Origin of the sequence: Hymenobacter glacialis (assembly GCF_001816165.1) — a bacterium.
GTDB lineage: Bacteria > Bacteroidota > Bacteroidia > Cytophagales > Hymenobacteraceae > Hymenobacter > Hymenobacter glacialis.
This window is the reverse complement of sequence record NZ_MDZC01000010.1, coordinates 55,444-80,537: the sequence shown is the minus strand read 5'-3', so window position 1 is coordinate 80,537 and position 25,094 is coordinate 55,444. Positions and strand designations below refer to the sequence as shown.

At 61.3% G+C, this 25,094-nt stretch carries 19 protein-coding genes; 8 read left to right on the top strand and 11 right to left on the bottom strand.

The features are described 5' to 3' along the window. Positions 1–63: 63 nt before the first annotated feature. From BEN48_RS00340 to BEN48_RS00320, 5 genes are all read right to left on the bottom strand, one after another. Entirely contained in the window at positions 64–693 is a 630-nt protein-coding gene (locus BEN48_RS00340; protein WP_070731811.1) for an ABC transporter ATP-binding protein, read from the bottom strand. A 12-nt stretch (positions 694–705) separates the two neighbouring features. Then, positions 706–1,515 carry an acyl-ACP--UDP-N-acetylglucosamine O-acyltransferase gene (gene lpxA, locus BEN48_RS00335; RefSeq protein ID WP_070731809.1) on the bottom strand — a complete coding sequence of 270 codons (810 nt, stop codon included), beginning with the start codon at positions 1,513–1,515 and terminating at the stop codon, positions 706–708. A 99-nt stretch (positions 1,516–1,614) separates the two neighbouring features. After that, positions 1,615–3,009, bottom strand: a complete 1,395-nt coding sequence (locus BEN48_RS00330) for a bifunctional UDP-3-O-[3-hydroxymyristoyl] N-acetylglucosamine deacetylase/3-hydroxyacyl-ACP dehydratase (protein ID WP_070731807.1) — start codon at positions 3,007–3,009, stop codon at positions 1,615–1,617. Between the two features lie 121 nt (positions 3,010–3,130). Then, positions 3,131–4,171: a UDP-3-O-(3-hydroxymyristoyl)glucosamine N-acyltransferase gene (lpxD, locus tag BEN48_RS00325; protein ID WP_070731805.1), complete on the bottom strand. Its 1,041-nt coding sequence runs from the start codon at positions 4,169–4,171 to the stop codon at positions 3,131–3,133. A 120-nt stretch (positions 4,172–4,291) separates the two neighbouring features. Further along, positions 4,292–5,521: an HD domain-containing protein gene (locus tag BEN48_RS00320; RefSeq protein ID WP_070731918.1), complete on the bottom strand. Its 1,230-nt coding sequence runs from the start codon at positions 5,519–5,521 to the stop codon at positions 4,292–4,294. 347 nt (positions 5,522–5,868) lie between these two features. Here BEN48_RS00320 and porX point away from each other — a divergent pair, with 347 nt between their 5' ends. Continuing rightward, a complete protein-coding gene (porX, locus tag BEN48_RS00315; protein ID WP_070731803.1) occupies positions 5,869–7,437 on the top strand; it encodes a T9SS response regulator signal transducer PorX in 1,569 nt (522 codons plus the stop codon). A 95-nt stretch (positions 7,438–7,532) separates the two neighbouring features. Here porX and BEN48_RS00310 read toward each other — a convergent pair whose 3' ends face one another. Together BEN48_RS00310 and BEN48_RS00305 are read right to left on the bottom strand one after the other, a co-directional pair. Then, a complete protein-coding gene (locus BEN48_RS00310; RefSeq protein ID WP_070731916.1) occupies positions 7,533–8,792 on the bottom strand; it encodes a pyridoxal phosphate-dependent aminotransferase in 1,260 nt (419 codons plus the stop codon). A gap of 107 nt (positions 8,793–8,899) precedes the next feature. Next, entirely contained in the window at positions 8,900–11,368 is a 2,469-nt protein-coding gene (locus BEN48_RS00305; RefSeq protein WP_083320608.1) for an outer membrane beta-barrel family protein, read from the bottom strand. 218 nt (positions 11,369–11,586) lie between these two features. Here BEN48_RS00305 and tsaE point away from each other — a divergent pair, with 218 nt between their 5' ends. From tsaE to nhaA, 5 genes are all read left to right on the top strand, one after another. Further along, positions 11,587–12,024: a tRNA (adenosine(37)-N6)-threonylcarbamoyltransferase complex ATPase subunit type 1 TsaE gene (tsaE, locus tag BEN48_RS00300; RefSeq protein WP_070731801.1), complete on the top strand. Its 438-nt coding sequence runs from the start codon at positions 11,587–11,589 to the stop codon at positions 12,022–12,024. Between the two features lie 92 nt (positions 12,025–12,116). Further along, positions 12,117–13,343 carry an alanine dehydrogenase gene (locus BEN48_RS00295; RefSeq protein ID WP_070731800.1) on the top strand — a complete coding sequence of 409 codons (1,227 nt, stop codon included), beginning with the start codon at positions 12,117–12,119 and terminating at the stop codon, positions 13,341–13,343. A 121-nt stretch (positions 13,344–13,464) separates the two neighbouring features. Then, positions 13,465–14,058 (top strand): hypothetical protein, encoded by a 594-nt coding sequence (locus tag BEN48_RS00290; protein WP_070731798.1) that lies wholly within the window; start codon positions 13,465–13,467, stop codon positions 14,056–14,058. Positions 14,059–14,404: 346 nt separating this feature from the next. Further along, a complete protein-coding gene (locus tag BEN48_RS00285; protein WP_070731796.1) occupies positions 14,405–17,035 on the top strand; it encodes a cation-translocating P-type ATPase in 2,631 nt (876 codons plus the stop codon). 72 nt (positions 17,036–17,107) lie between these two features. After that, on the top strand, positions 17,108–18,421 hold the full coding sequence (gene nhaA / locus BEN48_RS00280; RefSeq protein WP_070731795.1) for a Na+/H+ antiporter NhaA: 1,314 nt from the start codon (positions 17,108–17,110) through the stop codon (positions 18,419–18,421). Positions 18,422–18,448: 27 nt separating this feature from the next. Here the strand turns inward: nhaA and BEN48_RS00275 are convergent, their stop codons facing one another. The 3 genes from BEN48_RS00275 to BEN48_RS00265 all read right to left on the bottom strand — a co-directional run bounded on the left by BEN48_RS00275 (position 18,449) and on the right by BEN48_RS00265 (position 21,879). Continuing rightward, entirely contained in the window at positions 18,449–18,898 is a 450-nt protein-coding gene (locus BEN48_RS00275; protein WP_070731793.1) for a hypothetical protein, read from the bottom strand. A gap of 230 nt (positions 18,899–19,128) precedes the next feature. Further along, complete coding sequence (locus tag BEN48_RS00270) at positions 19,129–20,181, bottom strand: response regulator (protein WP_070731791.1); 1,053 nt, start codon at positions 20,179–20,181, stop codon at positions 19,129–19,131. Between the two features lie 69 nt (positions 20,182–20,250). Next, positions 20,251–21,879 (bottom strand): sensor histidine kinase, encoded by a 1,629-nt coding sequence (locus BEN48_RS00265; protein ID WP_070731789.1) that lies wholly within the window; start codon positions 21,877–21,879, stop codon positions 20,251–20,253. Positions 21,880–22,065: 186 nt separating this feature from the next. Here BEN48_RS00265 and BEN48_RS00260 point away from each other — a divergent pair, with 186 nt between their 5' ends. After that, positions 22,066–22,407 (top strand): YbbN family protein, encoded by a 342-nt coding sequence (locus tag BEN48_RS00260; RefSeq protein ID WP_070731786.1) that lies wholly within the window; start codon positions 22,066–22,068, stop codon positions 22,405–22,407. A gap of 142 nt (positions 22,408–22,549) precedes the next feature. Then, positions 22,550–23,953 carry an MBL fold metallo-hydrolase RNA specificity domain-containing protein gene (locus BEN48_RS00255; protein ID WP_070731784.1) on the top strand — a complete coding sequence of 468 codons (1,404 nt, stop codon included), beginning with the start codon at positions 22,550–22,552 and terminating at the stop codon, positions 23,951–23,953. Between the two features lie 101 nt (positions 23,954–24,054). Here the strand turns inward: BEN48_RS00255 and BEN48_RS00250 are convergent, their stop codons facing one another. Next, positions 24,055–25,068, bottom strand: a complete 1,014-nt coding sequence (locus tag BEN48_RS00250) for an MlaD family protein (protein WP_070731782.1) — start codon at positions 25,066–25,068, stop codon at positions 24,055–24,057. Positions 25,069–25,094: the final 26 nt, after the last annotated feature.

The window sequence follows — 25,094 nt, the reverse complement described above, 5'->3', positions numbered from 1 at the left end:
GCTGAGGAGTAGTGCTCGATTATCCCAATAAATTAGCCACTTGCGTGGCGCTATAACGCTACGCTAGGCCGTAGGTTTTTGGTAGTCCGTCACCAACAATTGCTCGTCGCAAAAGGCATATTCTGCTGGCACGTTGGAGCTCAGCAGCAGGGTGCGGCCGGCTTTGGTGGCTTGCACGTGCTCCTGGTACCAGGCCACGCCGGTGGCGTCCAGGTTGGTGGTGGGCTCGTCGAGCAGGAGCAGTGGCGCGTCGGCGTACAGCGCCAGCCCCAGCTTAAGGCGCTGCTTCATTCCCGAGGAAAACTCGCGTACCAGCTGGTGGCGGCCCCGCTCCAGGTACATCAGGCCAATCAGCTTATCGAGCGTGACCAAAGGCCGCAGGGGCTTGAAGCGCGTATGAAACTGCAGCAGCTCCAGCAGCGTCAGCTCTTCGAGCAGCTCCAGGTAGGGAGCTGCGTAGGCCAGGTGCTGCGGCACGTCCTCTACGGCCACGGCCCGGCCTGCCACGGTGTAGGTCACAGTGCCATCGGTGGGTAGCAACTGACCCGACAAGGTATTGAGTAGCGTGCTTTTGCCGGCACCGTTGGGCCCCAGCACGGCAGTGGCGCTGCCGGGCCGGAACGTGCGCGTGAGGCCCCGGAAAATCCAGTCGCGCTGAAAGCGCTTGCCCAGGCCCGCGGTGGTAATCTGCATGGTGAACCGGGACTAATCGGCGTCGCCGTCGAGGTCGGTCCGTTCGCGCTTGGGGCCTTTGATAATGCCCCTGGTGGCAGCCCGCACAAAGTCCAGCGCCAGGTCACGTTCGGTCGAAGGACGGATTTCTGCCTCAATGCGAGCCAGGGCGTCCTGCGTATTCATGCCGCCCAGAAAAAGCAGGCGGTATAGGTTGTGCAGTTCATTCACCTGCTCCTCGGAAAAGCCACGCCGGCGCAGGCCCACCGAGTTTATTCCGGCGTAGGTGAGGGGCTCGCGGGCCGCTTTCACAAACGGCGGGATGTCTTTGCGCACCAGGGAGCCACCGCCCAGAAAAGCGTGCGCTCCAATTGTTACAAATTGATGAATAGCAGAGGTGCCGCCCAGAATGGCCCAGTCGCCCACCGTGACGTGCCCGGCAATCTGCACCGAATTGGAAACCACGCAATGGTCGCCGATGATGCAGTCGTGCGCCACGTGCACGTAGGCCTGCAGCAGGCAGTGGCTGCCCACCACGGTGCGGCCCCGGTCCACGGTGCCGCGGTTCACGGTCACGCACTCGCGCAGCACGGTGTAGTCCCCGATTACGGCCGTGGTTTGCTCGCCGGCAAATTTCAGGTCCTGGGGTACGGCACTCACCACGGCACCAGGAAATATCTGGCAATGTTTCCCAATTCGGGCCCCGTCCATGATGGTGACATTCGGCCCAATCCAGCTGCCTTCCCCAATTTCGACATCAGCGGCGATGGTCGTAAACGGTTCAACGGTTACGCCCTGCGCGAGGCGAGCTGAGGGATGGATGTAGGCGAGGGGGGAAATCATTCTTCTTTCAGAAAATTATAAATTATTAATTATGAATTATGAGTTGCGAATGGACCTAAATAAACAAGTCATTCATAATTCATAACTCATAATTAAAAATTACGCGTCTTTGCGAACGATGGCGGCGCTCATTTCGGCATCCATCACCACTTTGCCATTCACGAAGGCCTGGCCGCGCATTTTGGCAATGCCGCGCTTGATGGGGGCCAGTAGCTGGCAGTGAAACAGGATGGTGTCGCCGGGCAATACTTTTTTGCGGAAACGGCAATTTTCAATGCCCAGGAAATACTGCCAGTAGTTCTCGGGGTCGGGCACGGTGTTCATCACCAGAATGCCGCCGGTCTGGGCCATGGCCTCTACCTGCAGCACGCCGGGCATGATGGGGTTGCCGGGGAAGTGGCCCTGAAAGAACGGCTCGTTCATGGTCACGTTCTTCACCGAAGTCACCATCTGGTCGTCGAGGTGAATGATTTTGTCAATCAGCAGGAAGGGGTAGCGATGGGGCAGTACCTGCATAATGCGGTTGATGTCCATCACCGGCTCGCGGCTGGGGTCGTACTGCGGCACGGGGTTGCTGTGGGCCTCCAGCATTTTCTTCTTGATGCGTTTGGCAAAGGCCACGTTGGCCGCGTGGCCGGGGCGGGCGGCCAGAATCTGGCCTTTCAGGGGCCGGCCTACCAGGGCGAGGTCGCCCACGAGGTCGAGCAGCTTGTGGCGGGCAGGCTCGTTTTTGTGGCGCAGGTCCACGTTGTTCAAAATGCCTTCTTTCTTCACCGACACGCGGGGCTTGCCCAGCATTTTGGCCAAGTCGTTGAGTTCGTCGTCGGTCACCACGCGGTCTACCACCACAATGGCATTGCTCAAATCGCCGCCGCGGATGAGGTTGTTTTTGTAGAGCATTTCCAGCTCATGCAGAAAGCAAAACGTGCGCGACGAGGCAATCTCGGCCCCAAACTGGCCAATGTCGGCCAGCGTGGCGTGCTGGGAGCCCAGCACCGGCGAGTTGTAGTCCACCATCACCGTGAGGCGGTAATCAGACAGGGGCAGCGCGGCAATCTCCACGCCGCGGGCATTGTCCACGTACCGAATGCTTTCCGGAATTTCGTAGTAGTTGCGCAGGGCGTTTTGCTCCTGCAGGCCCACCGATTCCAGCGCCTTGATAAACTCAGCCGACGAACCGTCCATGATGGGCGGCTCGGGGCCCGAGAGCTGAATCAGTACGTTGTCGAGCTGCATGCCCACCAGCGCGGCCAGCGTGTGCTCCACGGTGTTGATGCGGGCGCCGTTCTGCTCGATGGTGGTGCCGCGGCTCAGGTCCACTACATTGTCCACATCGGCGTCTACCACCGGCTGGCCGGGCAAATCCACGCGCTGGAACTTGAAGCCGTGGCCCACCGGCGCGGGGCAAAACGTCATGGTGGCTTCTACGCCGGTGTGGAGACCAATGCCGCGCACCGTAACGGGCGCCTGGATAGTGTGTTGCTTGTCGTTCATTCTTTAGCTGGTAGCTAATAGCCGTTAGCTGTTAGCTCAAAATTAAGCGGGGCCAGACTGCGAGGAAAAACGAAGCTAATAATTAATGGCTATTAGCTAACAGCTCAACCCGGCTGCAAAGCTAGGGCTTTTCCGTTGTGCTTTTTGCCTTCTCCAGGCGTTCGACGCGATGCTCCAGCTCGGGCAGGCGCCGGAAAACGATTTGGGCGCGCTGGTTTTGCTTGAAGTCGAAGGCCGTGGAGCCCTGCAGAATCAGGCCTTCCTGCTTCACGTTTTTGCCCACGCCCGACTGGGCCGTAACCGTGGTTCGGTTGGCCAGCGTGACGTGGCCGGCCATGCCCACCTGCCCGGCCAACACGCAATGGTCACCGATTTTGGCCGAGCCGGCGATGCCGCTCTGCGAGGCAATAACGGTGTGCTGCCCAATTTCAACGTTGTGGGCCAGCTGCACCAGGTTGTCAATCTTACTGCCCCGGCCGATGCGCGTAGAACCCAGCGTGGCGCAATCGATGGTGGCATTGGCCCCGATGCTCACGAAGTCTTCCAGCACCACGTTGCCAATTTGAGGGATGGCCTTGTAGGAGCCGTCGGGCTGGGGCGCGAAGCCGAAGCCGTCGGTGCCAACCACGGCGCCGGCTTTCACCACACAAAACTGGCCAATGACCGTATCGGCGTAAATTCTGGCGCCGGCGTGGATAATGCTGCCCGCCCCGATGGTGACCCGGTCGCCGATGTAAGCCTGTGGGAAAATGAGGACGTTTTCGCCCAGCTTGCAATTCTCGCCGATGTAAGAAAACGCGCCACGGTAATGCCCGGGGCCGATTTCCGAGGTTTCGGCCATGAAAGAAGGCTGCTCGACGCCACGCTTGCCCGTGCGGGTGGCCTGGGCGTAGAATTCGAGCAGCTGGCTAAATGCCGAGTAGGGGTCATCGACCCGGATAAGGGCGGAGTTAATGGCGTGCCGCAACTCCAGCGTGCGGGCCACAATGACCACTGAGGCCTTGGTTTCGTACAAAAACGCCTCGTACTTGGCGTTGGAAAGGAAAGTAAGGGAGCCGGCCTGGGCTTCCTCAATCTTGGCCAGGCTGCTGATGCGCTGGGTGGCGTCGCCTTCCACGCTGCCGTTGAGGACTTCGGCGATTTGCTGAATAGTAAATTCCATGGGCGGCAAAAGTAGTGGTGAGTGGTTAACGGTTAATGATTAGTAGTGAGCAATTAGCGGTGAGCGGTAAATCGAGGAATGAAAAGACACTGACCACTAACCACTCACAGTTAACCACTACTAAACAATCTCCTTGGGGTAGCAGATGTAGAATTTCTCGACGCGCTGACTGAGGGCCCGGATATTGGGCAGGTCAGAGGCTTCCATCACGTTCACCACGTCGCCTTTCTTGGTCAGGATTTCGATAGGTTCCTGGCTTTCGGCGTTATAGGCGCTGTTGCTCAAGCGGCCGGGAATCATGAGCAAAGCGGCTTCTTCGGGCGGCAGGTTGAATTTTTCCTCAATCAGCTCCTGAATTCCCAAGCGAAAGTCTTCGTCGAAGGGCTCCGGGGCCAGCACTATTTTGAGCAGGTTGCGGTGCAGGATGCTTTGGGCAAGGTAGCTGAGGACTTTATCGGGGTGGCTGGCCCAGTTTTTTATAGCCGACCAAAAGTCGTGGTCGTCCAGCTCCACGAAATGGCTGAGGATTTTGTCGTCGCGCTCGAAATCGCTGAGGTTTACGGCGCGGCCCAGAAAGTAGCCCAGGCAGGAGTTGGCGGGCACGTCCACGCCCTGGCGGGCCAGGTCGCGGGCCCGCTGAATTACCCGTATCACCATTTGCTCGGCGCTGGTCACGGTTTTGTGCAGGTACACCTGCCAGTACATCAGCCGGCGGCTCACCAGGAAATTCTCCACGGAGTACACGGCTTTTTCTTCCAGCACCAGCCGCTCTTCGTGCACGCGCAGCATTTTAATGAGGCGGTCGGCGCCGGGCCGGCCTTCTTCCACGCCAGTGTAAAAGGAGTCGCGGTTGAGGTAATCAAGCCGGTCCATGTCGAGCTGGCTGCTCACCAGCTGATGAAAAAACGGCCGCTTGTAAGTTCCCTTAAACATCTCGATGGCCAGCGTCAGCTTGCCTTCAAACTCCACGTTGAGCCGTTCCATCAGAAACAGAGACAGCTGCTCGTGCGGCACGTCCTGAAAAATGGCGGTTTCCAGGGCGTGGGAGAGCGGGCCGTGGCCGATGTCGTGCAGCAGAATGGCAGCCAGAGCGGCTTCGCCCTCGGCCGCCGAAATTTTCACACCCTTGTCCTTGAGTGTGCGCAGGGCCAGCGACATGAGGTGCATGGCGCCCAGCGCGTGGTGAAAGCGGGTGTGCAACGCCCCCGGATACACAAACCCGGTGAGCCCCAGCTGCTGAATCCGGCGCAGCCGCTGGAAATACCGGTGCTCGATGAGGTCAAATAAGAATTCCGTAGGAATGGTGACGAACCCGTACACCGGGTCGTTGAAAATTTTCTTTTTATTCATAGGGGGCGTCAGCAGCACGCCAACGAGACGGGGTAACAATAGGAATCGTGCTGCAAAAGAACAACACCCGCGTGGGGTTTGGCCGTGGTAGGAAATTGTTAGCCAAATGCGAGTGAAGGGTGACCTTCGGAGCCAAAGGGCTTTACTACTGATGAGCTGCTTTTAAATCAACAACCAAACCGCCATGTTTGCGGTAATGTATTGCGGCGTGAACAGTGGGCAAGGCACTAGTACTTGCATTCCACCGTTCTATCCGTAAGCTGGACCTTTATTCGGCAACAATTCACCCGCGAACGCCTCTTACGGCGCGTTCCGCCTAATCGCCTTTTTACTACTGGCGCTATTCCATGCAACAAACCACCATTCTTTGGGCCGACGACGAAATCGACTTGCTCAAGCCCCATTTGCTGTTTTTGAAAGAAAAAGGCTACGACGTAACGCCTGTGAACAGCGGCGCCGATGCCATTGAGGAGATTCAGGAAAAGAGCTACGACCTCGTGTTTCTGGATGAGAACATGCCCGGCCTGACGGGCCTGCAAACCCTCACCGAGATTAAGGCCATTCGGCCCACGGTGCCCGTGGTGATGATTACCAAGAGCGAGGAAGAGCACATCATGGAGTCGGCCATCGGCGCCAAGATTGCCGACTACCTCATCAAGCCCGTGAACCCCAGTCAGATACTGCTTTCGGTGAAAAAGGTGCTCGACAACAAGCGCCTGGTGAGCGAGGCCACTAATAGCGGCTACCAGCGTGACTTCCGCCAGCTGGGCATGCAGCTCTCCGACCGCCTCACGCCCGCCGAGTGGGCCGATGTGTACAAGAAGCTGGTGTACTGGGAGCTGGAAATCAACGAGACGGAAGGCAAGAGCATGGCCGAAGTCTTCAACATGCAGAAGGACGAGGCCAATACCTACTTCGGCCGCTTCATTACCGAAGATTACGAGGACTGGGTGAACGGCGACGACAAGAACGCGCCGCTCATGTCGCACCAGCTGTTTAAGGAGCGGGTGTTCCCTACCATGAAGGCCACCGGCGACACGCCCGTGTACTTTGTGCTCATCGACAACCTGCGCTACGACCAGTGGAAGGTGCTGGAGCCCATCATCACCGAGCTGTTCACGGTGGACAGTGAGGAGATGTACTACGCCATTCTGCCCACCACCACCGCCTATGCCCGCAACGCTATTTTCTCGGGCATGATGCCGAGTGAGATTCAAAAGAAATACCCCAACCTGTGGGTGGACGACCAAGACGACGAAGGCAAAAACCTGCACGAAGCCGAGTTCATGGAAATCAATTTCCAGAAGAACAACCAGAAGGCCAAGTACAGCTACCACAAGGTGACCAACCTGCAGGCTGGCAAGGACTTGCTGGGCAAGATGAGCAACCTGCACAACAACTACAAGTGCAACGTCATCGTGTACAACTTCGTGGACATGCTCTCGCACGCCCGCACCGACATGGCCATGATTCGGGAGCTGGCGGCCGATGAGTCGGCCTACCGCAGCATCACCCGCTCGTGGTTCCTGCACTCGCCGCTGTATGAAATGATGCAGCAGATTGCCGATAAAAAAGGCAAGCTCATCATCACCACCGACCACGGCACCATCCGCTGCAAGCGCCCCTACAAGATTGTGGGCGACCGCAACACCAACACCAACCTGCGCTACAAGCACGGCAAAAACCTGGGCTTTGAGGACTCGCGCGACGTGTACGTGGTGCGCAAACCGGAATCCATTTTCCTGCCACGCGAAAACGTGAGCACGGCTTATGTGTTCACCATCGGCGACTACTTCTTCGCCTACCCAAACAACTACAACTACTACGTGAACTACTACAAGGACACATTCCAGCACGGTGGCATCTCGCTGGAGGAGTGCATCATTCCTTATGTGACGCTCACGGCCAAAGGCTAGCGCGCAAGGTTTCGCAAAGTTTAAAAAGGGAAGTCTCGCAAAGGATGATAGAGCATCAAGCTTTGCGAGACTTCCCTTTTTAAACTTCGCGAAACTTAGCGCGCTAGCTTATCCAGCGCCGCCCGCAGCCGGGGCAGGGCGGCCTGAATCGACTCTACTGTTTCGGCGCCCACCGAGGCACGGAACCAGGGCTCCGTGGCGGGCGAGCCGAAGGCGCTGAACGGCACCAGCGCCAGCTTGGCTTCGGAAATGAGGTAGGAAGTGAGCTCGGCAGTGGTGGTGAGCACGGTGCCGTCGGGCGCGGTGCGGCCCAGCACGTCGATTTTGGCGGTGAGGTAGATGGCGCCGGCCGGCACTACGGCATCGACCGGGTAACCCTGGGCCTGCAACTCCTTTAGGCCCGCGAAAAATGCTTGCAGGGAGTTCTGCAGCTTGGTTTTCATGTCGGCTATGAAGGTGTCCACGGCGGCGGCTTCGGGGAGGTAGTGGGCGGTGGCTACCTGCTCGGCCTTGGGCGCCCAGGCCCCAACGTGGCCCAGGATGGACTTCATCTTCTCGATGATGGCCGTGGGGCCGAAGCCGTAGCCCACGCGCACGCCGGTAGCGGCAAAGCACTTCGAGATGCCATCAATGTAAACCACATAGGGCCGGAGCTCGGGGCGCAGGCTTACGGGGTCGTGGTGCTGGGTTTCGCCGAAGGTGAGCAGCCAGTAAATCTGGTCGTAGAGGACGTAGAGCGGCTTTTCATCGGGGCCGCGGCGCTGGTTCTCGGCCAGTACCAGGTCGCAGATTTCCTGCAGGCCGGCTTTGGTGAACACCGTGCCGGTGGGGTTTAGTGGGGAGCACAGGGCCAGGAGCGTGGCGCCGGCCAGGTGCGGGGCCAGGTCGGCCGCGGTGGGCATGAAGTTGTTTTCAGGCCGCGTGGGCACCGCCACGGGCGTGGCCCCGGTGAGGTGGCAATAGTGGTTGTTGTTCCAGCTGGGCAGGGGGAACACCACCCGGTCGCCGGGGTCGACCAGGGCGCGGTAGGTGGCGTAGATGAGCGGCCGTGAGCCCCCGGCCACGAGGATGTCGTTGAGGCCGTAGTCCAGGCCCTGGCGGGTTTTCAGGAAGGCTGAAACGGCCTCGCGCAGCTCCACGATGCCCGCGGCGGGTGGGTAGTTGGTGTGGCCGGCCCGGTAGGCTTCCGTAATACCCCGGTTCAGCTCGGCGGGAATGGCAAAAATGCTGGGGTCGAAATCGCCAATGGTCAGATTGCAGATGTTGGCGCCCTGACGCACCTGCTCGCTTACCTGGTTGCCTATTCTTATAATCTCGGAGCCGCTTAGGCCGGCCGCCATTTGGGATACTTGCATGAAGGAAAACAGAAAATAAATTGCCACCTCGGCCCACAAAGGTAATTAGACCGTGCACGAAGTACCCTGAAGATGTCGCGTCTCTGCCCCGCTGTAACTGCGAACTATTACTGCCCGGCAGCGCGACGCAGCTCTTCCTCGGCGCCGGCGGCTCGTCGGCGGGCGCTGGCTACTTTGCTGTTGCCGAAGCGGTAGGTGAGGGCGGCCGTCACCACGCGGTTATCCTGGGCAGTGGTGAAGGTTTCGGTGAAATTGATAAAAGTGGAGGTGGCCGTGACGGGCGTGGTGTAGAATACGTCGGCCACATTCAGCCGGAAAGTCCCTTGCTTTTTCCAAAGGCTTTTTTGCACGCCGGCCGCTACCTGGCCCCGCGGCCTGACCAGCTGGAACCCGTACACTTCGCGCGATTCGTAAAAGGCATTCAGGTCCGCCGACCAGCCGTTGGGCAGCGTGAAGCTGTTGTTGGCGGTGAGGTTGCATGCCACCTGGCCCCGGTTGAGGCGAGTGTTGGAGAGCTGGCCCTGGTAGCGGTTGTAGTAGAAAAAGCCGTTGGCGTACAGCGTCCACCATTTTGTGAGCTCCAGCGGGGCGGCCAGGGTGAGGGTGTAAAGGTGCTGCGTGCTCAGGTTCACGTCGCGGTTCACCACAATGCGCCCGCCATCGTCCGAGGGCTGCACCGCGTTCACGAAGGGCCGGTCGGTGCGGGCGTAGGCCAGGGCGGTGGTAAACTTCTGGCGGTAGGTGTGCGACACCTCGAAGTTGTAGCTGGTCTGGGGCACCAGGTCGGGGTTGCCGGCCCGGTAAGAAGTGGCATCCAAGTATTCACGCAGCGGGTTCAACTGCGCGTAGCTGGGCCGGTCGATGCGCCGGGCCAGGGACATAACCAAGGCGTGGCGCTCGCTGAGCTTGCGCTGCAGCGAGGCGCTCGGGAACAGCTGCAGGTAGTGCCGCTCCCGCGACGTGCCGCCTTCCACCTCCGCCAGGGTGTTGGTTTGTTCGGCCCGCACGCCCACTTGCAGGGCGTTGCCGGCCACCTTGCCCTTGAGGTTCAGGTAGGCTGCGTTCACGTTTTCATCGTAGCGAAACCGGTTCGAGATGGCAGGGTCAAGTACCGCCACGTCGCGGGTGGTTCGCACAAATGCCACGTCGTTGTCGGACGTCACCTGCGTCACTTTGGCGCCGGCTTCCAGGCGGGCGCGGTGGGGCAGGGGCTCGCTGAAATCCACCTTCACCGACTGGATGGTGAGAAGGCTGCGCTGGTCCCCGTCGAGCAGGGCAGCGGGGCGGGCGGGCTGCTCGAAGAGGCTGATAAGGGCCAGCAGCCGGGTGGTGCGGTAGCGGGCGTAGTCGGCGTCGGCGGCCAGCGTGCGGGCCGTGGCAGAGTCGGCAAACGCGTGGCGCAGGTTCAGGTTGGCCGCGCCGTTGGGCCGGTCCACGTCCTGGTTGCCGAGGGAGGTATAGCGGGTGGTGGGTTCACCGGCCGGCCCGTAAAACTGCGCTTTGCTGTCGATGCGGCTATCCGTCTGGCTGGCTAGCCCGGACACCGACACGCCCAGCGTGGTTCTTTTGGTAGGCGCAAAGTCCAGCCCCACCCGCCCGGTGTGCGACCGCAGTTCCGTGAGTCGCTCATTGTCTATTACAACCCTGGCGGCCACCTGCTGCGGCCCCGCGAGAAAGTGCCGGTCCAAATCCAGCCGGATAAAGCCGTCGCGGTTGGTATAAGCATAGTTGCCAAACACGTTCACCTTTTTGCTGCGGTGGTTCAGGGACAGGCCGCTCGTGAACTTGCCGTATTCGCCGCGGCCATAGCTGGCGTTGGCGCTGCCGTTGGTGCCCAGGCGCTGGTCTTTTTTGAGGTTGATGGCAATGACCCCGGCTCCGCCCTGGGCGTCGTACTGCACGGGCGGGTTGGTGATGAGCTCAATGCTTTGGACTTGCTCGGCGGGGAGGGCCCGTAGGTATTCGGCCAGTTCAATGCCGCTCATGGGCTGGCGCTTGCCGTCGATAACCACCAGCACGCCCTGCCGGCCGCGCAGGCTAAGGTTGTCGCCCGCGCCCAGGGTCACGCCCGGCGAGCGGCCCAGCACGTCCAGGGTAGTGGCCCCGGCCGAAAGGGGGCTGTCGGCCACGTTCACAATGGTGCGGTCGGCTAGGCGCTCAAACTGCGGCTTGCGGCCTTTCACTTTCACTTCCTTCAGAGCCGTGGCCTGGCTGGCGGTTAGCTTTATGGCTCCCAGCGTCAGGCCTTCGGCGGGCAGGGCCAGCACCGGGCTCCAGTACCGCTCAAAACCCACTTGCGCCGCCGAAACCAGGTAGCGGCCACTCGCGGCTTCGATGCGGAAACCGCCCTGCCCGTCGCTGAACTCCGTTTTGACAACTGCAGAATCAGCGGCGCGGTGCAGGGTGATGGTGGCGTATTCGATGGGCGCGCCGGTGGTGCCGGCCACGGTGCCCGTGAGGGCGGGCCGCGACTGGGCCAGCAGCGAGAACGGCGCAGCGAGCACCAGGCTCAGCAACGACCAACGCAAATAGGTATGGGGCGCAAAGCCAGGCCGGGCCGGGGCAACGTAGGGCATGAACGAAGTACTGGGTAGAAGTAGAAGGCGCAAATAGAACCGGGCTGGGGCGAACGATAAATTTACGGCCGGGCTGCCCGCTAGGGAATTGCCAGCGCCGCGATTATCTCTTGTCCTGAATGGGTTAAGCCCGAACCTGAAGTGTAAAGGTGCTGGATAGGCGGCGATAATCCAAAAGCGCAGGCGGGCATCTCGGCCGCAACGGGTAATTTCGCTGCATGTTCCCCCAAACCATTGTTGTACCCACCCTGGCCCACCTGCCGGCAGCTGCCCGGCAGCTCCACGCGGCCATTGCCCAAGCCGACTGCCGCGTAATAGCCCTGGAAGGGGAGATGGGCGCCGGCAAAACCACCCTTATTCGGGCTCTGGCCCAGCCCCTGGGCGTGGCCGATGAAGTGAGCAGCCCCACGTTTGCCCTGGTAAACGAGTACCGCGACGGTGACAATAAGCCCGTTTTTCACTTTGATTTCTATCGAATTGATTCCATCGACGAAGCAGTGCGAATTGGCGCTTCCGAGTACCTCGATTCCGGGTATCTTTGTTTGGTGGAATGGCCCGCCCGGGTGGCGGAGTTATTGCCCACGCCCCGACTCGAAGTCCGCATTGACGTGCTGAGCGCCGAAGCCCGTGAGATTCACTTGAAAATTATAAATTAAGAATCAGAAATTGGTTGATTAAAGGTTGGTAAACGATGCCCAAAGCACTCATTACTAACCAGTAATTAATAAGTTCTAATTCTATCCAAGCTATGGCCGAACAGCTACCTTCCGGTTTTGAGTCTTTGGCCACGAGCCGCGCCTATTTCACCCAGGAATCGATGCTGGCCGTGGAAACGCGCAAGCGCAAGCTGTTCATCGGCCTGCCGCGGGAGACTTCCCTGCAGGAAAACCGCATCGGCCTGACGCCCGAAGCCGTGCAGCACCTCGTGAACGAAGGCCACGAAGTAGTGATGGAAGCCGGTGCCGGCGAGCCCAGCAAGTACGCCGACCACGCCTTTTCCGAGGCCGGCGCCCAGATTGCCTACTCACCCGAGGAAGTATTCAAGGCCGACGTGCTGCTAAAAGTGGCCCCGCCCACGCTCGAAGAAATTGAGCTGCTGCACCCTGGCCAGACCCTGATTTCGGCCCTGCAGATGGGCTCCATGACCCAGGAGTACATCATGGCCCTGGCCCGCAAGAAAATCAACGCCATCGGCTTCGAGCTGATGAAAGACCCCAGCGGCGCCCGCCCCGTGGTGCGCGCCATGAGCGAAATAGCCGGCTCCACGGTCATGCTGATTGCGGCTGAGTACCTGGCCCGTTCCAACGAGGGCAAGGGCATCATCCTAGGGGGCATTACGGGTGTGCCGCCGTCGCAGGTGGTCATTCTGGGGGCGGGCACGGTGGCCGAGTACGCCGCCCGCGCCGCCACCGGCCTTGGGGCTGAAGTGAAGGTATTTGATAACCACCTCTATAAGCTGCGTCGCCTCAAGCACAACCTGGGCATGCAGCTCTACACCAGCACGCTGGATACGTATGCCCTGAGCCAGCAAATCCGGCGGGCCGACGTGGTCATCGGGGCCCTGACGGTGGAGGACGGCCGCATTCCCTTCATGGTGAGCGAGGAAATGGTGGCCAGCATGGCGCCCGGTTCCATCGTCATCGACGTGAGCATCGACCAGGGCGGCTGCTTCGAGACCAGCGAGATGACGAGCCACAGCAAGCCCGTGTTCCGCAAGTACGACGTGGTGCACTACTGCGTGCCCAACATCGCCTCGCGCGTGCCCCGCACCGCCACCAACGCCCTGAGCAACATCTTCACGCCCATCCTGCAGGAAATCAGCCAGCACGGCGGCATCAACGAGGTGCTCTTTACGAACGAGCATTTCCGCAGCGGCGTCTACATTTACCGCGGCTCGCTGACTAATTCCATGATTGCCAAGAAGTTCAACATGCGCTACAAGGAGCTTGGGTTGCTGATTGCGGTGCGGAATTAGGGAGGAGGGGCAGCGTCTCATCGCAGTGCTTGGGTTCTTATATTGACTTTGCTTTTGACTGGTCTACTTTGCATAAGCGTCCAGCCAGCTCATCTTATCAGCGCTTTACTCGGGTGGCTTTATGAGTTGGATTAAGCGGGTCGTACGAATTGGTGTTTTGAGTGCCGCCTTGCTCAGTTTAGGGACGGGTTTGTTGCTGGCTTCGCCGGCTGGGCGGTTGCTCGACCAGGCGCTAACGGCTCACTTCGCTGCCATGAACCAGCGGCGGGAGCAGCAGCAACTGACTTGGTGGGATGGAATCCAGTGTCAGCTCCTGTACACGGGCATTGCAGGTGGTGGGCGCTTATTTTTCCCGGAAGGAGGGAAAATCATCTGGCACTACCTTCACGGGCATGGTACCGACCTGTGGCTCAGCCCCAATTACATTCGTGCCTCGCCCGTTATCCTGCGCAGTTTGGCGCAGTTAAAAGAAGGCGAGAGCCGGCAGTTCAGGTTCCGTCAATCTGAGGACTGGCGGTTGAGTTACGCCGTTAATCCGTTCAGTCTAAAAAAGAACTCGGGGAATGTCCTCCTGTGGCAGCTGATGGAATTTGAGACCGGCGCAGAAACCTTTACCACGCTGAATTATGGCATGGGGCAATTTCAGCTTCCAGATGCGCTTATCTATTCCCTGCATCCCCAGACATACACGGTGTACTGCAAGTGGCAGTTGTAAGCGGCGGTCAAACCATCATTAGGGCTGATGTTTCAAATGTGCCGGTGCCAATGTTCACCACCATTGCATAAATCTGCCCCGACACCCTTATTCCCTGGGCGTGCTGCCGCACCTGATGAATGGCGCAAAGCAGTAACTTGCCTCATTCCCGGCGGATAGACGCACCTGGCAAGCGAGGGGTACTGCCCAACTCGCCCTTCTTGGCGCCACGCGCGACTCCAGCACCCCGGCCTGCGTATACCAGACAACGAGCGGCGTAGGGCCGCTGGCCGCGTTGCAGCCGGCCATGCACGGCGCCCTTACGGCGCGGGCATGGTTGCCTAAATCATTCTATCAACGCCTCCTTATGGAGTACTACCTGACCCCCGTGGCCGATGTGGCCGCTGCGCTAATGGCTTCGCCAGCCGGCCTCGATGCGGCCACGGCGAAGCAGCGCCTGGCCGAGCACGGCCCCAACCGGCTGGAAGACGCGCAGAAAAAGACCATGTGGCAGCTGCTGCTCCACCAGCTGGCCGATGTGATGATTCTGGTGCTGATAGCCGCAGCCGGGGTGTCGGTGCTCATTGGCGAAGCCAAGTCGGCCTACGTCATTCTGGCCATTGTGGTGCTGAACGCCGTCATCGGGTTTGTGCAGGAATACCGGGCCGACAAAGCCATGGAGGCCCTCCAAAACATGGCCGCCAGCCACGCGCTGGTGCTGCGCGACGGCCAGCCGCAGCAGGTGCCCACTGCTGAGCTGGTGCCCGGCGACGTGGTGCTGCTGGAAGCCGGCAACGTGATTCCGGCCGATGTGCGCTTTCTGGAAACCCACGCGCTGAAAGTGGACGAGTCGTCGCTGACCGGCGAATCGACGAACGTGGAAAAAAACACCGAGGCGCTGCCGCCCGGCGAATACCCACTGGGCGACCGGCTCAACCTGGGCTACAAGGGCACGTCCGTTACCAACGGCCGGGCCACGGCCTACGTGGTGGCCACCGGCATGCACACCGAGCTGGGTAAAATTGCCGCCCTCATCCAGACGCCCGAGATGCTGACGCCCCTGCAGAAGCGGCTGGCCACGCTGGGCAAGCGCCTGTCGGTGGTGGCGCTGGCGGTGGGGGGACTGTTTTTTGGGGTGGGCTGGCTGCGGGGCGATGGGTGGGAAGAATTGGTGCTGGTGTCCATCTCGCTGGCCATTGCGGCGCTGCCCGAAGCGCTGCCGGCGCTGGTCACCGTGTCGCTGGCGCTGGGGGCGGGTCGGCTGATGAAGAGCCACGCCCTCATCCGCAAGCTGCCCGCCGTGGAAACGCTGGGCTCGGTTACCTACATCTGCACCGATAAAACCGGCACGCTCACCCTCAACCAGATGACGGTGCAGGACCTCTACGAAGTGCCCGGGGTAGCGCTGCCCGGCCTGGGCGACCGCAACGCCCTGCTCACGGCCATGGCCCTAAATACCGACGCCGCCTGCGACGCCGACAACCAGTGGCTGGGCGACTCCACCGAAGTGGCCCTGGCCCGGTACGCGACCGAGCAAGACCATGCCCGTCCTGCGCTGGAAGAACTGTTTCCGCGTGTGGCCGAGCTGCCCTTCGACTCGGACCGCAAGTGCATGACCACGCTGCACCAAACCGCACAGGGCGTGCTGGTGCTCACCAAAGGGGCCGCCGGCTCCCTCTATATTAAACTTACCGATAGCCAGCAGGCCAGCATTTCCGACCTGCAGCAGCGGGTCGATGCGCAGGCCGCGCAGGGCTATCGGGTGCTGGCCTACGGTGGTAAATTGCTGCCCGAACTACCGGCCGACCTCACGCCGGCTACCGTGGAAACTGGCCTCACGTTCCTGGGCTTTGCCAGCCTGATGGACCCGCCCCGTGAGGAGGCCCGCCAGGCTGTGGCCGAGTGCAAAACGGCCGGCATTATCCCCGTCATGATTACCGGCGACCACAAGCTCACGGCCAAGGCCATAGCCGAGAAGCTGGGCATCATTTCTTCCGATGCCGAGCTGGTGATTACCGGCCCCGAGCTGACGGCACTGGACGAGCCCGGCTTTGCGGCGGTGGTGGAAAAGGTGCGCGTGTACGCCCGCGTAGACCCGGCCCAGAAGCTGCGCATCATCAGTGCCCTGCAGGCTCGTAAGCAGTTTGTGGCCATGACCGGCGACGGCGTGAACGACGCCCCGGCCCTCAAAAACGCCGACATTGGCATTGCCATGGGCATCAACGGCACGGAAGTGGCCAAGGAAGCCTCAGCCATGATTCTGCTCGACGACGACTTTGCGACCATTGTGGAGGCCGTGCGGCACGGGCGGCGCATCTACGATAACATCCTCAAGTTCATCCGCTACATTCTGGCCGGCAGCGCGGGGGAAATATTCGCCTTGTTTTGCGCGCCTTTCTTCGGCTTGCCCGTGCCGCTGCTGGCCATTCACGTGTTGTGGATTAACCTGATAACCGACGGCCTGCCCGGTTTGGCCCTGGCCTACGAGCCCTCGGAGCAGAACAGCATGCGGCGTCCGCCCATCGACCCGCGCCAGACCATTTTCGCCGACGGCCTGGGCTGGTTTATCCTGTTCATCGGGCTGCTGGTGGGCGGCCTCACCATAGCCACGCAGGCCTGGGCTCTTGGGCAGGGCCTGTCGCACTGGCAAACCATGGCGTTCACGGTGCTTTGCTTTAGCCAGCTGGGCATGTCCTTGGCCATTCGTTCGCGGAGCGATTCCATTTTCAGCCTCGGCCTGCTCTCCAACAAAGCCATGTTGGGAGCAGTGGTGCTCACCGCGGCCCTGCACCTGGTTATCCTGTACGTGCCTTTCTGCAATGAGCTGTTCAGCACGCAGCCGCTCACCCTGGCCGAGCTGGGCATTGCCGTGGCCGTGGCCAGCGTGGTGTTCTGGGTGGTGGAAATCCAGAAGCTCATTATCCGAAGGCGCGGGGACGCCCCGGTGCCGCAACATCATTTTCCATCCCCAGCCTCAACAACTGGCCATGCCAACTAAATAGCGTTTCTTACGCCCTGCTCAGCGCAATGTGCCACCTGGCTGACAGGCGCTGCTTACTACCCGATTGCCATGCCGAATATCCGATTCTTCCGCCCGCTGATACGGCCTTTCGCCTATTTTTTTCGGAGCCAGGGGGCCAGCTGCCTGCTGCTGCTGGGCAGTGCCGCGCTGGCCCTGCTGCTGGCCAATACCAACTGGGGCCCGGCCAAGTATTTCCCGGGCGTGTGGAATGAACACCTGCGCATAACCCTGCACCACGTGGTGCTGGACCACACGCTGCTGGACTGGCTGAACGATGGGCTGATGACCCTGTTTTTTCTGATGGTGGGCCTGGAAATCAAGCGCGAAGTGCTGGGGGGCGAGCTGGCCTCGCTGCACCAGGCGGCCCTGCCCATGGCCGGGGCGCTGGGCGGCATGCTGGTGCCGGCGCTGCTGTTCACACTTTTCAATTATGGCACCCGCACGGCCGGCGGCTGGGGCATTCCCATTGCCACCGACATTGCCTTTGCCCTGGCCATGCTGCAGCTGCTGGGGCCGCGTGTGCCGTTGGGTCTCAAGGTATTTCTTACGGCCCTGGCCATCGTCGATGATTTGGGGGCCGTCATCGTTATTGCCATTTTCTACACCAAAACCCTGCACCTGCACTACCTCTACCTGGCGTTTGGGACCTGGAGCCTGTTGCTGTTCTTTAACTACCTGCGCTTCCGTAGCTTGTGGGCCTTCCTGCCACTGGGCGTGGTGCTTACTTACTTTATGCTGGAATCGGGCATTCATACCACGCTGGCGGGGGTGCTGCTGGCCGTGGCCATTCCTTACCGGGCCACCCGGCCGCGCCCCGACATGCTGCAAAAGCTGAACCAGCAGCTGAGTCGGCTACGCAACAAAACTCACTGGAGAGATGCCGACCCACACCGCATCAGCGCCGAGATGGAAGTGCTGGGCCGCCTCAGCAGCTCCCCGGCCCAGCGCCTGGAGGGCCAGCTGCACAAGCTGGTGGCTTTCTTCGTCATTCCTCTGTTTGCCTTCGCCAACAGCAGTCTGGTAATTGCGCCGACTGCGGTGCAAGGCCTGGTTACACCATTGGGGCTGGGTATTTTGCTGGGGCTGGTGGTGGGCAAGCCCCTGGGCATTGGAACCATGTGCTGGCTGACCGTGCGCCTGGGCTGGGCCGAGCTGCCGCCCGGTGTGAACTGGCGGCAGGTGTGGGCGGTGGGCATTTTGGCGGGCATTGGGTTCACCATGTCCATCTTCATCACCCTGCTGGCCATGGGCCATCACTCGCCCGATACCGACACGGCCAAGCTGGCTGTGCTGGTGGGGTCTGCCTGCGCCAGTGCGCTGGGCTATATGCTGCTGCGCAGCACGCTGCCCGCGCCAAAGTGAGGGCTTGCGCCTGACACGTGCACATATTTACCATCTGTAGGTGCGGGGTAATTTCTGGCCGTTGGGGGTGAGCACGACAGTCCGGCTGAAGTAGCTTTCGCAAGTGGCCATTTCGTAAGTAATGGCTCCGGTATGCGTGTTCAGCACCTTGTAGGCCTGGCAGAATTTCCGGCTCGGAAAATGATTGGTGAGCGTGTAGCGCACGGGTTCCGGCAGTGCTTCGATGGGCATATCATCGCCGGTTGCCTGCACGTCGCCGTTGGCGTCGAACCGCACCAGGTGCTGGGTCTGGTTCTGGGAGTAGCTGGCCTGGTACCAGCCCTGGCTGCGTTTCCACTTCACCTCCCGGGCCTGCGGGTACAGCTGCTGCAGGGCCACAAAGGTGAGCGGGGGCACCTGGGCCGGCGGAATGGACTGCGCACGCCCCGCCGGCCCCCACAGGAGAAATGCAAGCAGCAACAGGAGGGGAGATTTCATGGGTGCCCTTATCTGGCCGGGTAGCCCGACTATTGGTGAGAGTGCGTGGGCCCACATAGACTTTGCTTTGCGCTACCTGGCTGCACTGTTCAAAGGTGAGAACAACTGCGCCTGTTTTGGTTGACAAAACTCACCCCCGAAGCATGAGTTTTGTTAAGCGTAGCCGGAGCACCGGGTGCCGGCCACCAGGCAGGAGCCGCTTGCAGAAGCCCGCGCCGGCCGGCGCAACGCTACCAATGCGCGCGGCGGAGCTTCTCGGGTTCCAGCACTCGAATGGTATTGGGCGTGAGGGCAATAAAACCGGCCTGCTTGAACTCGTTGAGCGTGCGGCTAAGCGACTCCGGAGCGGTGCCCACCATGGCAGCCATGTCGTCGCGGGTGAGCTGGATGCCCGTTTCGGCGGCCTCGGTGCCCATCTGCTGCTGGTGCAGCTGCACCAGCGTGTCGGCCACGCGCCGCCGAATGGAGTTGTAGGCCATGGCCAGCAGCAGTTCGGCCTGCCCGCTCACCTGGCCGGCCAGCAGGCGCACAAATTGCTGGCCCACCTCGGGGTTGCGCAGCAGCAGCTCCGTGAAATCGTCCTTCGGAATGTAGAGCAGCTCCGACTCGTCTACGGCAATGGCCGAGTCGCAGTGGGGCGTGTGCTGCAGCAGGGGCAGGTAGCCGAAGAATTCGCCGGGGCCGTAGAGGCCCACAATCAGCTCCTTGCCGCCGTCGGTGGTTTTCACGGTTTTCACCCGGCCGCTCTGCACGTAATAGAGCCGGGTCGATTCGTCGCCTTCGAGGTAAATATCCTGTTTCTTGCGAATGAGGTGCGCTTTGCGGTCCAGGGAGAGGCTGGCCAGGTCGCCGGCCTGCTGCGCTTCGTCCAGGAAAATGCCCAGGCGTGATCCGTCGGGGTCGGGTTTCAGGTATTGAAAACGGCTGAGCCGCCCGCTCACGGCGCTGAGCAAATCTGCCTTTTCGAAGGGCTTGCTCAGGTAGTCATCGGCCCCCAGGGCCATGCCACGCCGCCGGTCTTCCCTGTCGGTTTTGGCGGTGAGGAAAATGAACGGGATGCCCGTGAGCTGCGGGTGCTGGTTGAAAATCTGGAGCACGCCGTAGCCGTCCAGCACGGGCATCATGATGTCGCAGATAACCAGGTCGGGCCGGGTGCTCAGGGCCAGCTGCACGCCCAGCTCGCCGTTTTCGGCCGTGAGCGTGGTGTAGCCGGCCAGCTCCAATAGCTGGGCCGTATTCTCCCGAATGATTTGATGGTCTTCAATGAGTAAGATGGTGGCCATGACGGGAGTGTTTTGAAAGGTCGGTTCAGGGGCTTGTACTTCGGTTTGCCTTGCGCCCTGGCTGGTCAGTTATGGTGCTGCATCGCCCTGGTCGGGCGTAGCGAGCGGCAGCTTGATGGTGACGGAAGTGCCCTCATTAAGGACGCTTTGCAGGTCGATGGTGCCACCCATCAGCTCCAGGTATTTGGCAATAATATACAGCCCCAGGCCGGTGCCGGGCACGCTGACCACGGTGGGAGCCCGGTAAAACTGCTCGAACAGGTGGGCCTGGTCTTCGGTGGAAATGCCCAAGCCCCGGTCCTTTACAGTAATAGTAAGCTCCTGCAGCAGGCAGCTGGCCCGCACGGTAATCACGGAGTTTTCTCCCGAGTACTTGAGGGAGTTGGAGAGCAGGTTCATCAGGATTTTGCGCAGCAGCGAAGCGTCCAGTCGCACGGGAATGGGGCAATCTACCTGCCAGTCGATGACCTGGCCGGATTTGAGCAGGCTCTGCATGTCGGCCACGGTGTCGTGCACCAGGCTGGTTAGGTTAAGGTTGCTGGGGTGGGCCTCGATTTTGCCATCCTCGATGCGCCCCACCGACAGGAACTCCTCCAAAATGGTGTTGAGGTGCTGCACCGAGGTGCGGATGTGGTTGATGTACTTAAGGCGCTGGGCCTGCTGGTGGCCGCCGGGAAACTCTTCAATTAAATCGGCGGAGGAGAGCACGGCCGTGAGGGGCGTGCGGAACTCGTGCGAGGCCATGCTCACAAAGCGCGACTTTAGCTCGCCCAGCATCTGCTCGGCCTGCAGGGCCTGGGCCAGCTCTTCGCTGCGGTTTTCCAGCTGGTGCAGGGTCAGCATCAGGGCGTTGGTGCGGTCCACCACTTTTTGCTCCAGCTCGGCGTTGAGGCGGGCCACGCGCTGGTGCTGGGCTAGTAGTTCCTGCTCGGCGGCTTGCTTGGCGGTGAGGTCCACGAGGTAGGCCACCACGTAAAGCTCTTCATCGAGGTAGAAATAGCTCAGGCTGGCCTCCACGGGAAACACGGAGCCGTCGCGCCGCTGGCCGGCCAGCGGGCGGTTGTGGCCCATGGGGCGCACCTGGGGGTCGCCGTTGTAAGACTGGCGCAGCTGGGCGTGGTGCCGGCCGGCGGCATCGGGCACCAGTACTTCTATTTGCTGGCCCAGCAGCTCGGGTGGGGCGTAGCCAAACAGCTGCCCCGCGTGGGCGTTCACGGACAGGATGCGGCCCGGCTGGTCGCAGACGATAATGCCCAGCGTGGCGTTTGTAAACACGGCCTCGAAGCGGCGCACGCTGTGGGCCAGGGCGCGCTCGGCCTGTTGCAGCCGGCTGTGCTCGGTGATGTTGACCAGAAACAGGGCCCGGCCGTCTATTTCAAAATACGTCAGTTTCACATAGGCGCGGAACGGCTCGCCCACGTGGCGGCGAATGTCGGCTTCCAGCTCGTGGTGGCCCTCGCGGCGGGTAATGTCGCACAGGCGCTGCCACTGTTCGGGCGTCCAGGGCGGTATGCGCAGCGAGTGGTTGGCGTCGGCGAGCAGTGCTTCCTCCGAGGGATAGGCCAGCAGCTCCACGCCGGCCGGGTTTACGTGCGTAAACCAGCGCAGGTCCAGGTCGTAGATGCCCGCCATTTCCCCGGAGTGGGCATACATTAACTCGGAAAGTACGGCCGTGTAGGCAACCGGAAGGGTAGGCATGGGGACGTATTAGCGGTGCGAAGAACTCAAAGACAGCAGGCACCGCGAACTTACGCCACCCAACTTGACAAACGTCACCCCGATGCCCTGATATGCATCATGAGCGCCGGTGGGGGGCGCGGCTACTTTTACGGCCACTTATCCGATGAGCTTGCCACCCGTTGGGGTGCTGTTTACCATTGGCCCATGTTCCTTCCCGCCATTTTTCCCTCGCTGCCCACTCACCCGGCTATGCTGCTGGTGCTGCTGCCCACCGTGGGCTCCGGCATTCGGCAGGAAAGCCAGCTTGCGCGCACGGCTACCAACCGGCTGCTCCACGGCCTGCAGCTTCGGCTTGGCTCAGCTATTCACGTGCTGAAAGTAGACGAAAGCAGCCACCCCGCCGTGGTGCACGCCTTCGAGGGGCAGGGCGTGCCCGCCTTCGTGCTCCTGCGCGATGGTGCCGAGCTGTGGCGCCAGCAAGGCCTGCCCGAAGGCGAATTGGTGGCGGCCCTGCTGCTCAGCAAGCTGGAGGAGACCGCGAAGTAGCCGCGCTGGCAAAACCCCGGCGGCGGCGGCAGGAAACTTGTCCAACGTCAAGCCAAGGGGATGATTTTCGTCAACGCAGCGGGGTTGGGGGGGGCGTACTCTTGTGGTGGGCCTAACCCAGGCCAGCAATTCTGCTCACTCTATGGACATATCCCTGCAATTTCTGGGGGCCGCACACTGCGTTACCGGCTCCAAATACCTGCTCACGCTCGACCACAACGCCACCCAGCGCCACCAGGTAATGGTGGATTGCGGGCTGTTTCAGGGGCTGAAAGAGCTGCGGATGCGCAACCGCGAGCCGCTGCCGCTGCCGGCAGCCGACGTGGAGCTGGTCATCCTCACCCACGCTCACATCGACCACAGCGGCTACCTGCCAAAGCTCGTGCGCGACGGTTTCCGGGGCCGCATCCTGTGCACCGAAGCCACGGCCGACCTGCTCAGCATCATGCTCCTCGATTCGGCCAAGCTCCAGGAAGAAGAAGCCGCTTTCGCCAACAAAAAAGGCTACTCCAAGCACCACCCCGCCGAGCCGCTCTACACCCAGGCCGACGTGGAACATATGCTGCCGCTGGTGGAAAGCGTAGCCTACGATGCCCCCGTTGACCTGCTCGATGGCCTGCTCACCCTCACCTTTCGCGATGCCGGCCACATCATCGGCTCGGCCATTGTGGAGCTGGAGGTGCAGGGCGCGCAGCAGCACAAGAAGCTGGTGTTTTCCGGCGACCTGGGCCGCTACGACAACCCGGTGCTGTTCGACCCCACGCCCATTACCACGGCCGATGTGCTGCTGGTGGAATCCACCTACGGCGACCGCGACGCCCGCATCGAAGACCCCGAAGCCGAGATGGTGCAGGTGGTAACCGAGGCCATGGCCCGGGGCGGCGTGCTGCTTATTGCCGCCTTTGCCGTGGGCCGCACCCAAACCCTGCTCTACTACCTCAAAAAGCTCATTGCCGATGGCCGCCTGCCCCAGGTGCCGGTGTACGTAGACAGCCCGATGGGCATTCGCGTGTCGGACCTGTACCCGCGCCACCCAGCCGCCCACCGCCTCGGGCACGGCAACGTGTTCGACTTTCCGGGCGTGCGCTTCGTCACCGAAGCCCGCGAGTCGAAGGGGCTGAACTCGAAATCCGGGCCGGCCATCATCGTCTCCTCCAGCGGCATGCTCACCGGTGGGCGAATCATTCACCACCTGTTCAACCGCCTCTCCCGGCCCCAGGACACGCTACTCCTTGTGGGCTACCAGGCCGAGGGCACCCGGGGCCGCCGCCTGCAAAACGGCGAAACCGAAATCAAAATGTTCGGCGAAATGGTGCCCGTACGCTGCCAGGTAAAGCAGTTGCAGGGCTTCTCGGCCCACGCCGACCGCTCGGAGCTGCTGCGCTGGCTGGGCCAGTTCGAGGCCCCTCCCAAGCGCGCGTTTATCGTGCACGGCGAGCCCGAGCCTGCCGAAGCCCTGGCAAAAGCCCTGCGCGAAGTCCACAACTGGCCCAACGTGATAGTGCCCGACTACCTAGAACGGCATGTGCTGTTTGAAGGCATTTAACCGGGGACAAGCTCAGCTCACTACCCTAAAGTATCGGACCACTGAACTGGCTGCCAACTCCATTCAAGTAAGTAGCAGCAGAGGGAATGTCGGCAGGCACATTACTGTGCGAGGCGGGCGCTGTCGCGGGCCAGGCGGGCTTTTTCGCAGGCGGCTTTGCGGGCCTCCTGCTTGGCCTGGCGGCGGAAGTAGCCGCGCAGCAGGAAGTTGTGCTGCAGGGCCGTCATGCTTTGGTTGAGCTTGGCGGTGCTTTGCGCCACGCTGCCCATGGTCTGGCGCAGCTGGCGGGCAGCGGTGGTGTCGGTGAGCAGCGTCTGCACCGGGCCGCCGCCGCTTTGCACCTGGCGTTGCAGGCCGTTGAGGGTGGCGGCCAGGGTATCGGAGGTACCGGCCAGCTGCCGGGCGGCGTGCCCAATCTGGTTGGCAAACGCCTTGTCGGTAAGCAGGTAGCCCAGCGGCCCCCGGCCATTGCGCACGCCGCTGGTAAGCTGGTGCACATCCACGGCGGCGGCGTTGAGCTGGGTCGAAGCGGCGGCGGCGTTGCGCACGCTCCGGCTCACGTCGGCCGGCAACTGCTCGTTGCCCAGCAGCACCCACAGCGCCTTGCTGTTGTTGAGCTTGTCCGTGACCTGGCGCAGGCCGGCGGTGATGCCAACGAGGTTTTTATTGGACACGTCGAGCGTGGCCAGCATCGCGTCGATGCTGTTTTTTTCGTGAGTGGGCAGCTGGTCGCCGGCCTGCACGGTTGGGGCCGGGCCGCGGCCGGCCGTGAGGTTGATGATGGTGTTGCCCACCAGCCCGTCGGTGCCGATGCTGGCCACCGCATTGCGGCGTAGGATGGGCTGCACGTCTTGGTTTAAACTCATTGTCACGCGTACCGTGGTGTCATTCAGAATGTTGATGTCTTTCACGGTGCCCACCGTGATGCCCCCCAGGCGCACGTTGTTGCCCTTGAGCAGGCCCGCCACGTTGCGGAAGTCGGCCTGCACCGGCAGGCTGCTTTGAAACAGGTTTTGCTGGCGCCCCAGCAGAAACAGAATAACGAGCAGGCAGCCCACCCCCACCAAAACGAACAGGCCGAGGCGCACTTGCTTGCTGCTGGATGAGTCAGGCATGGTGTGTGGGTTTAAAGTGGATGTTT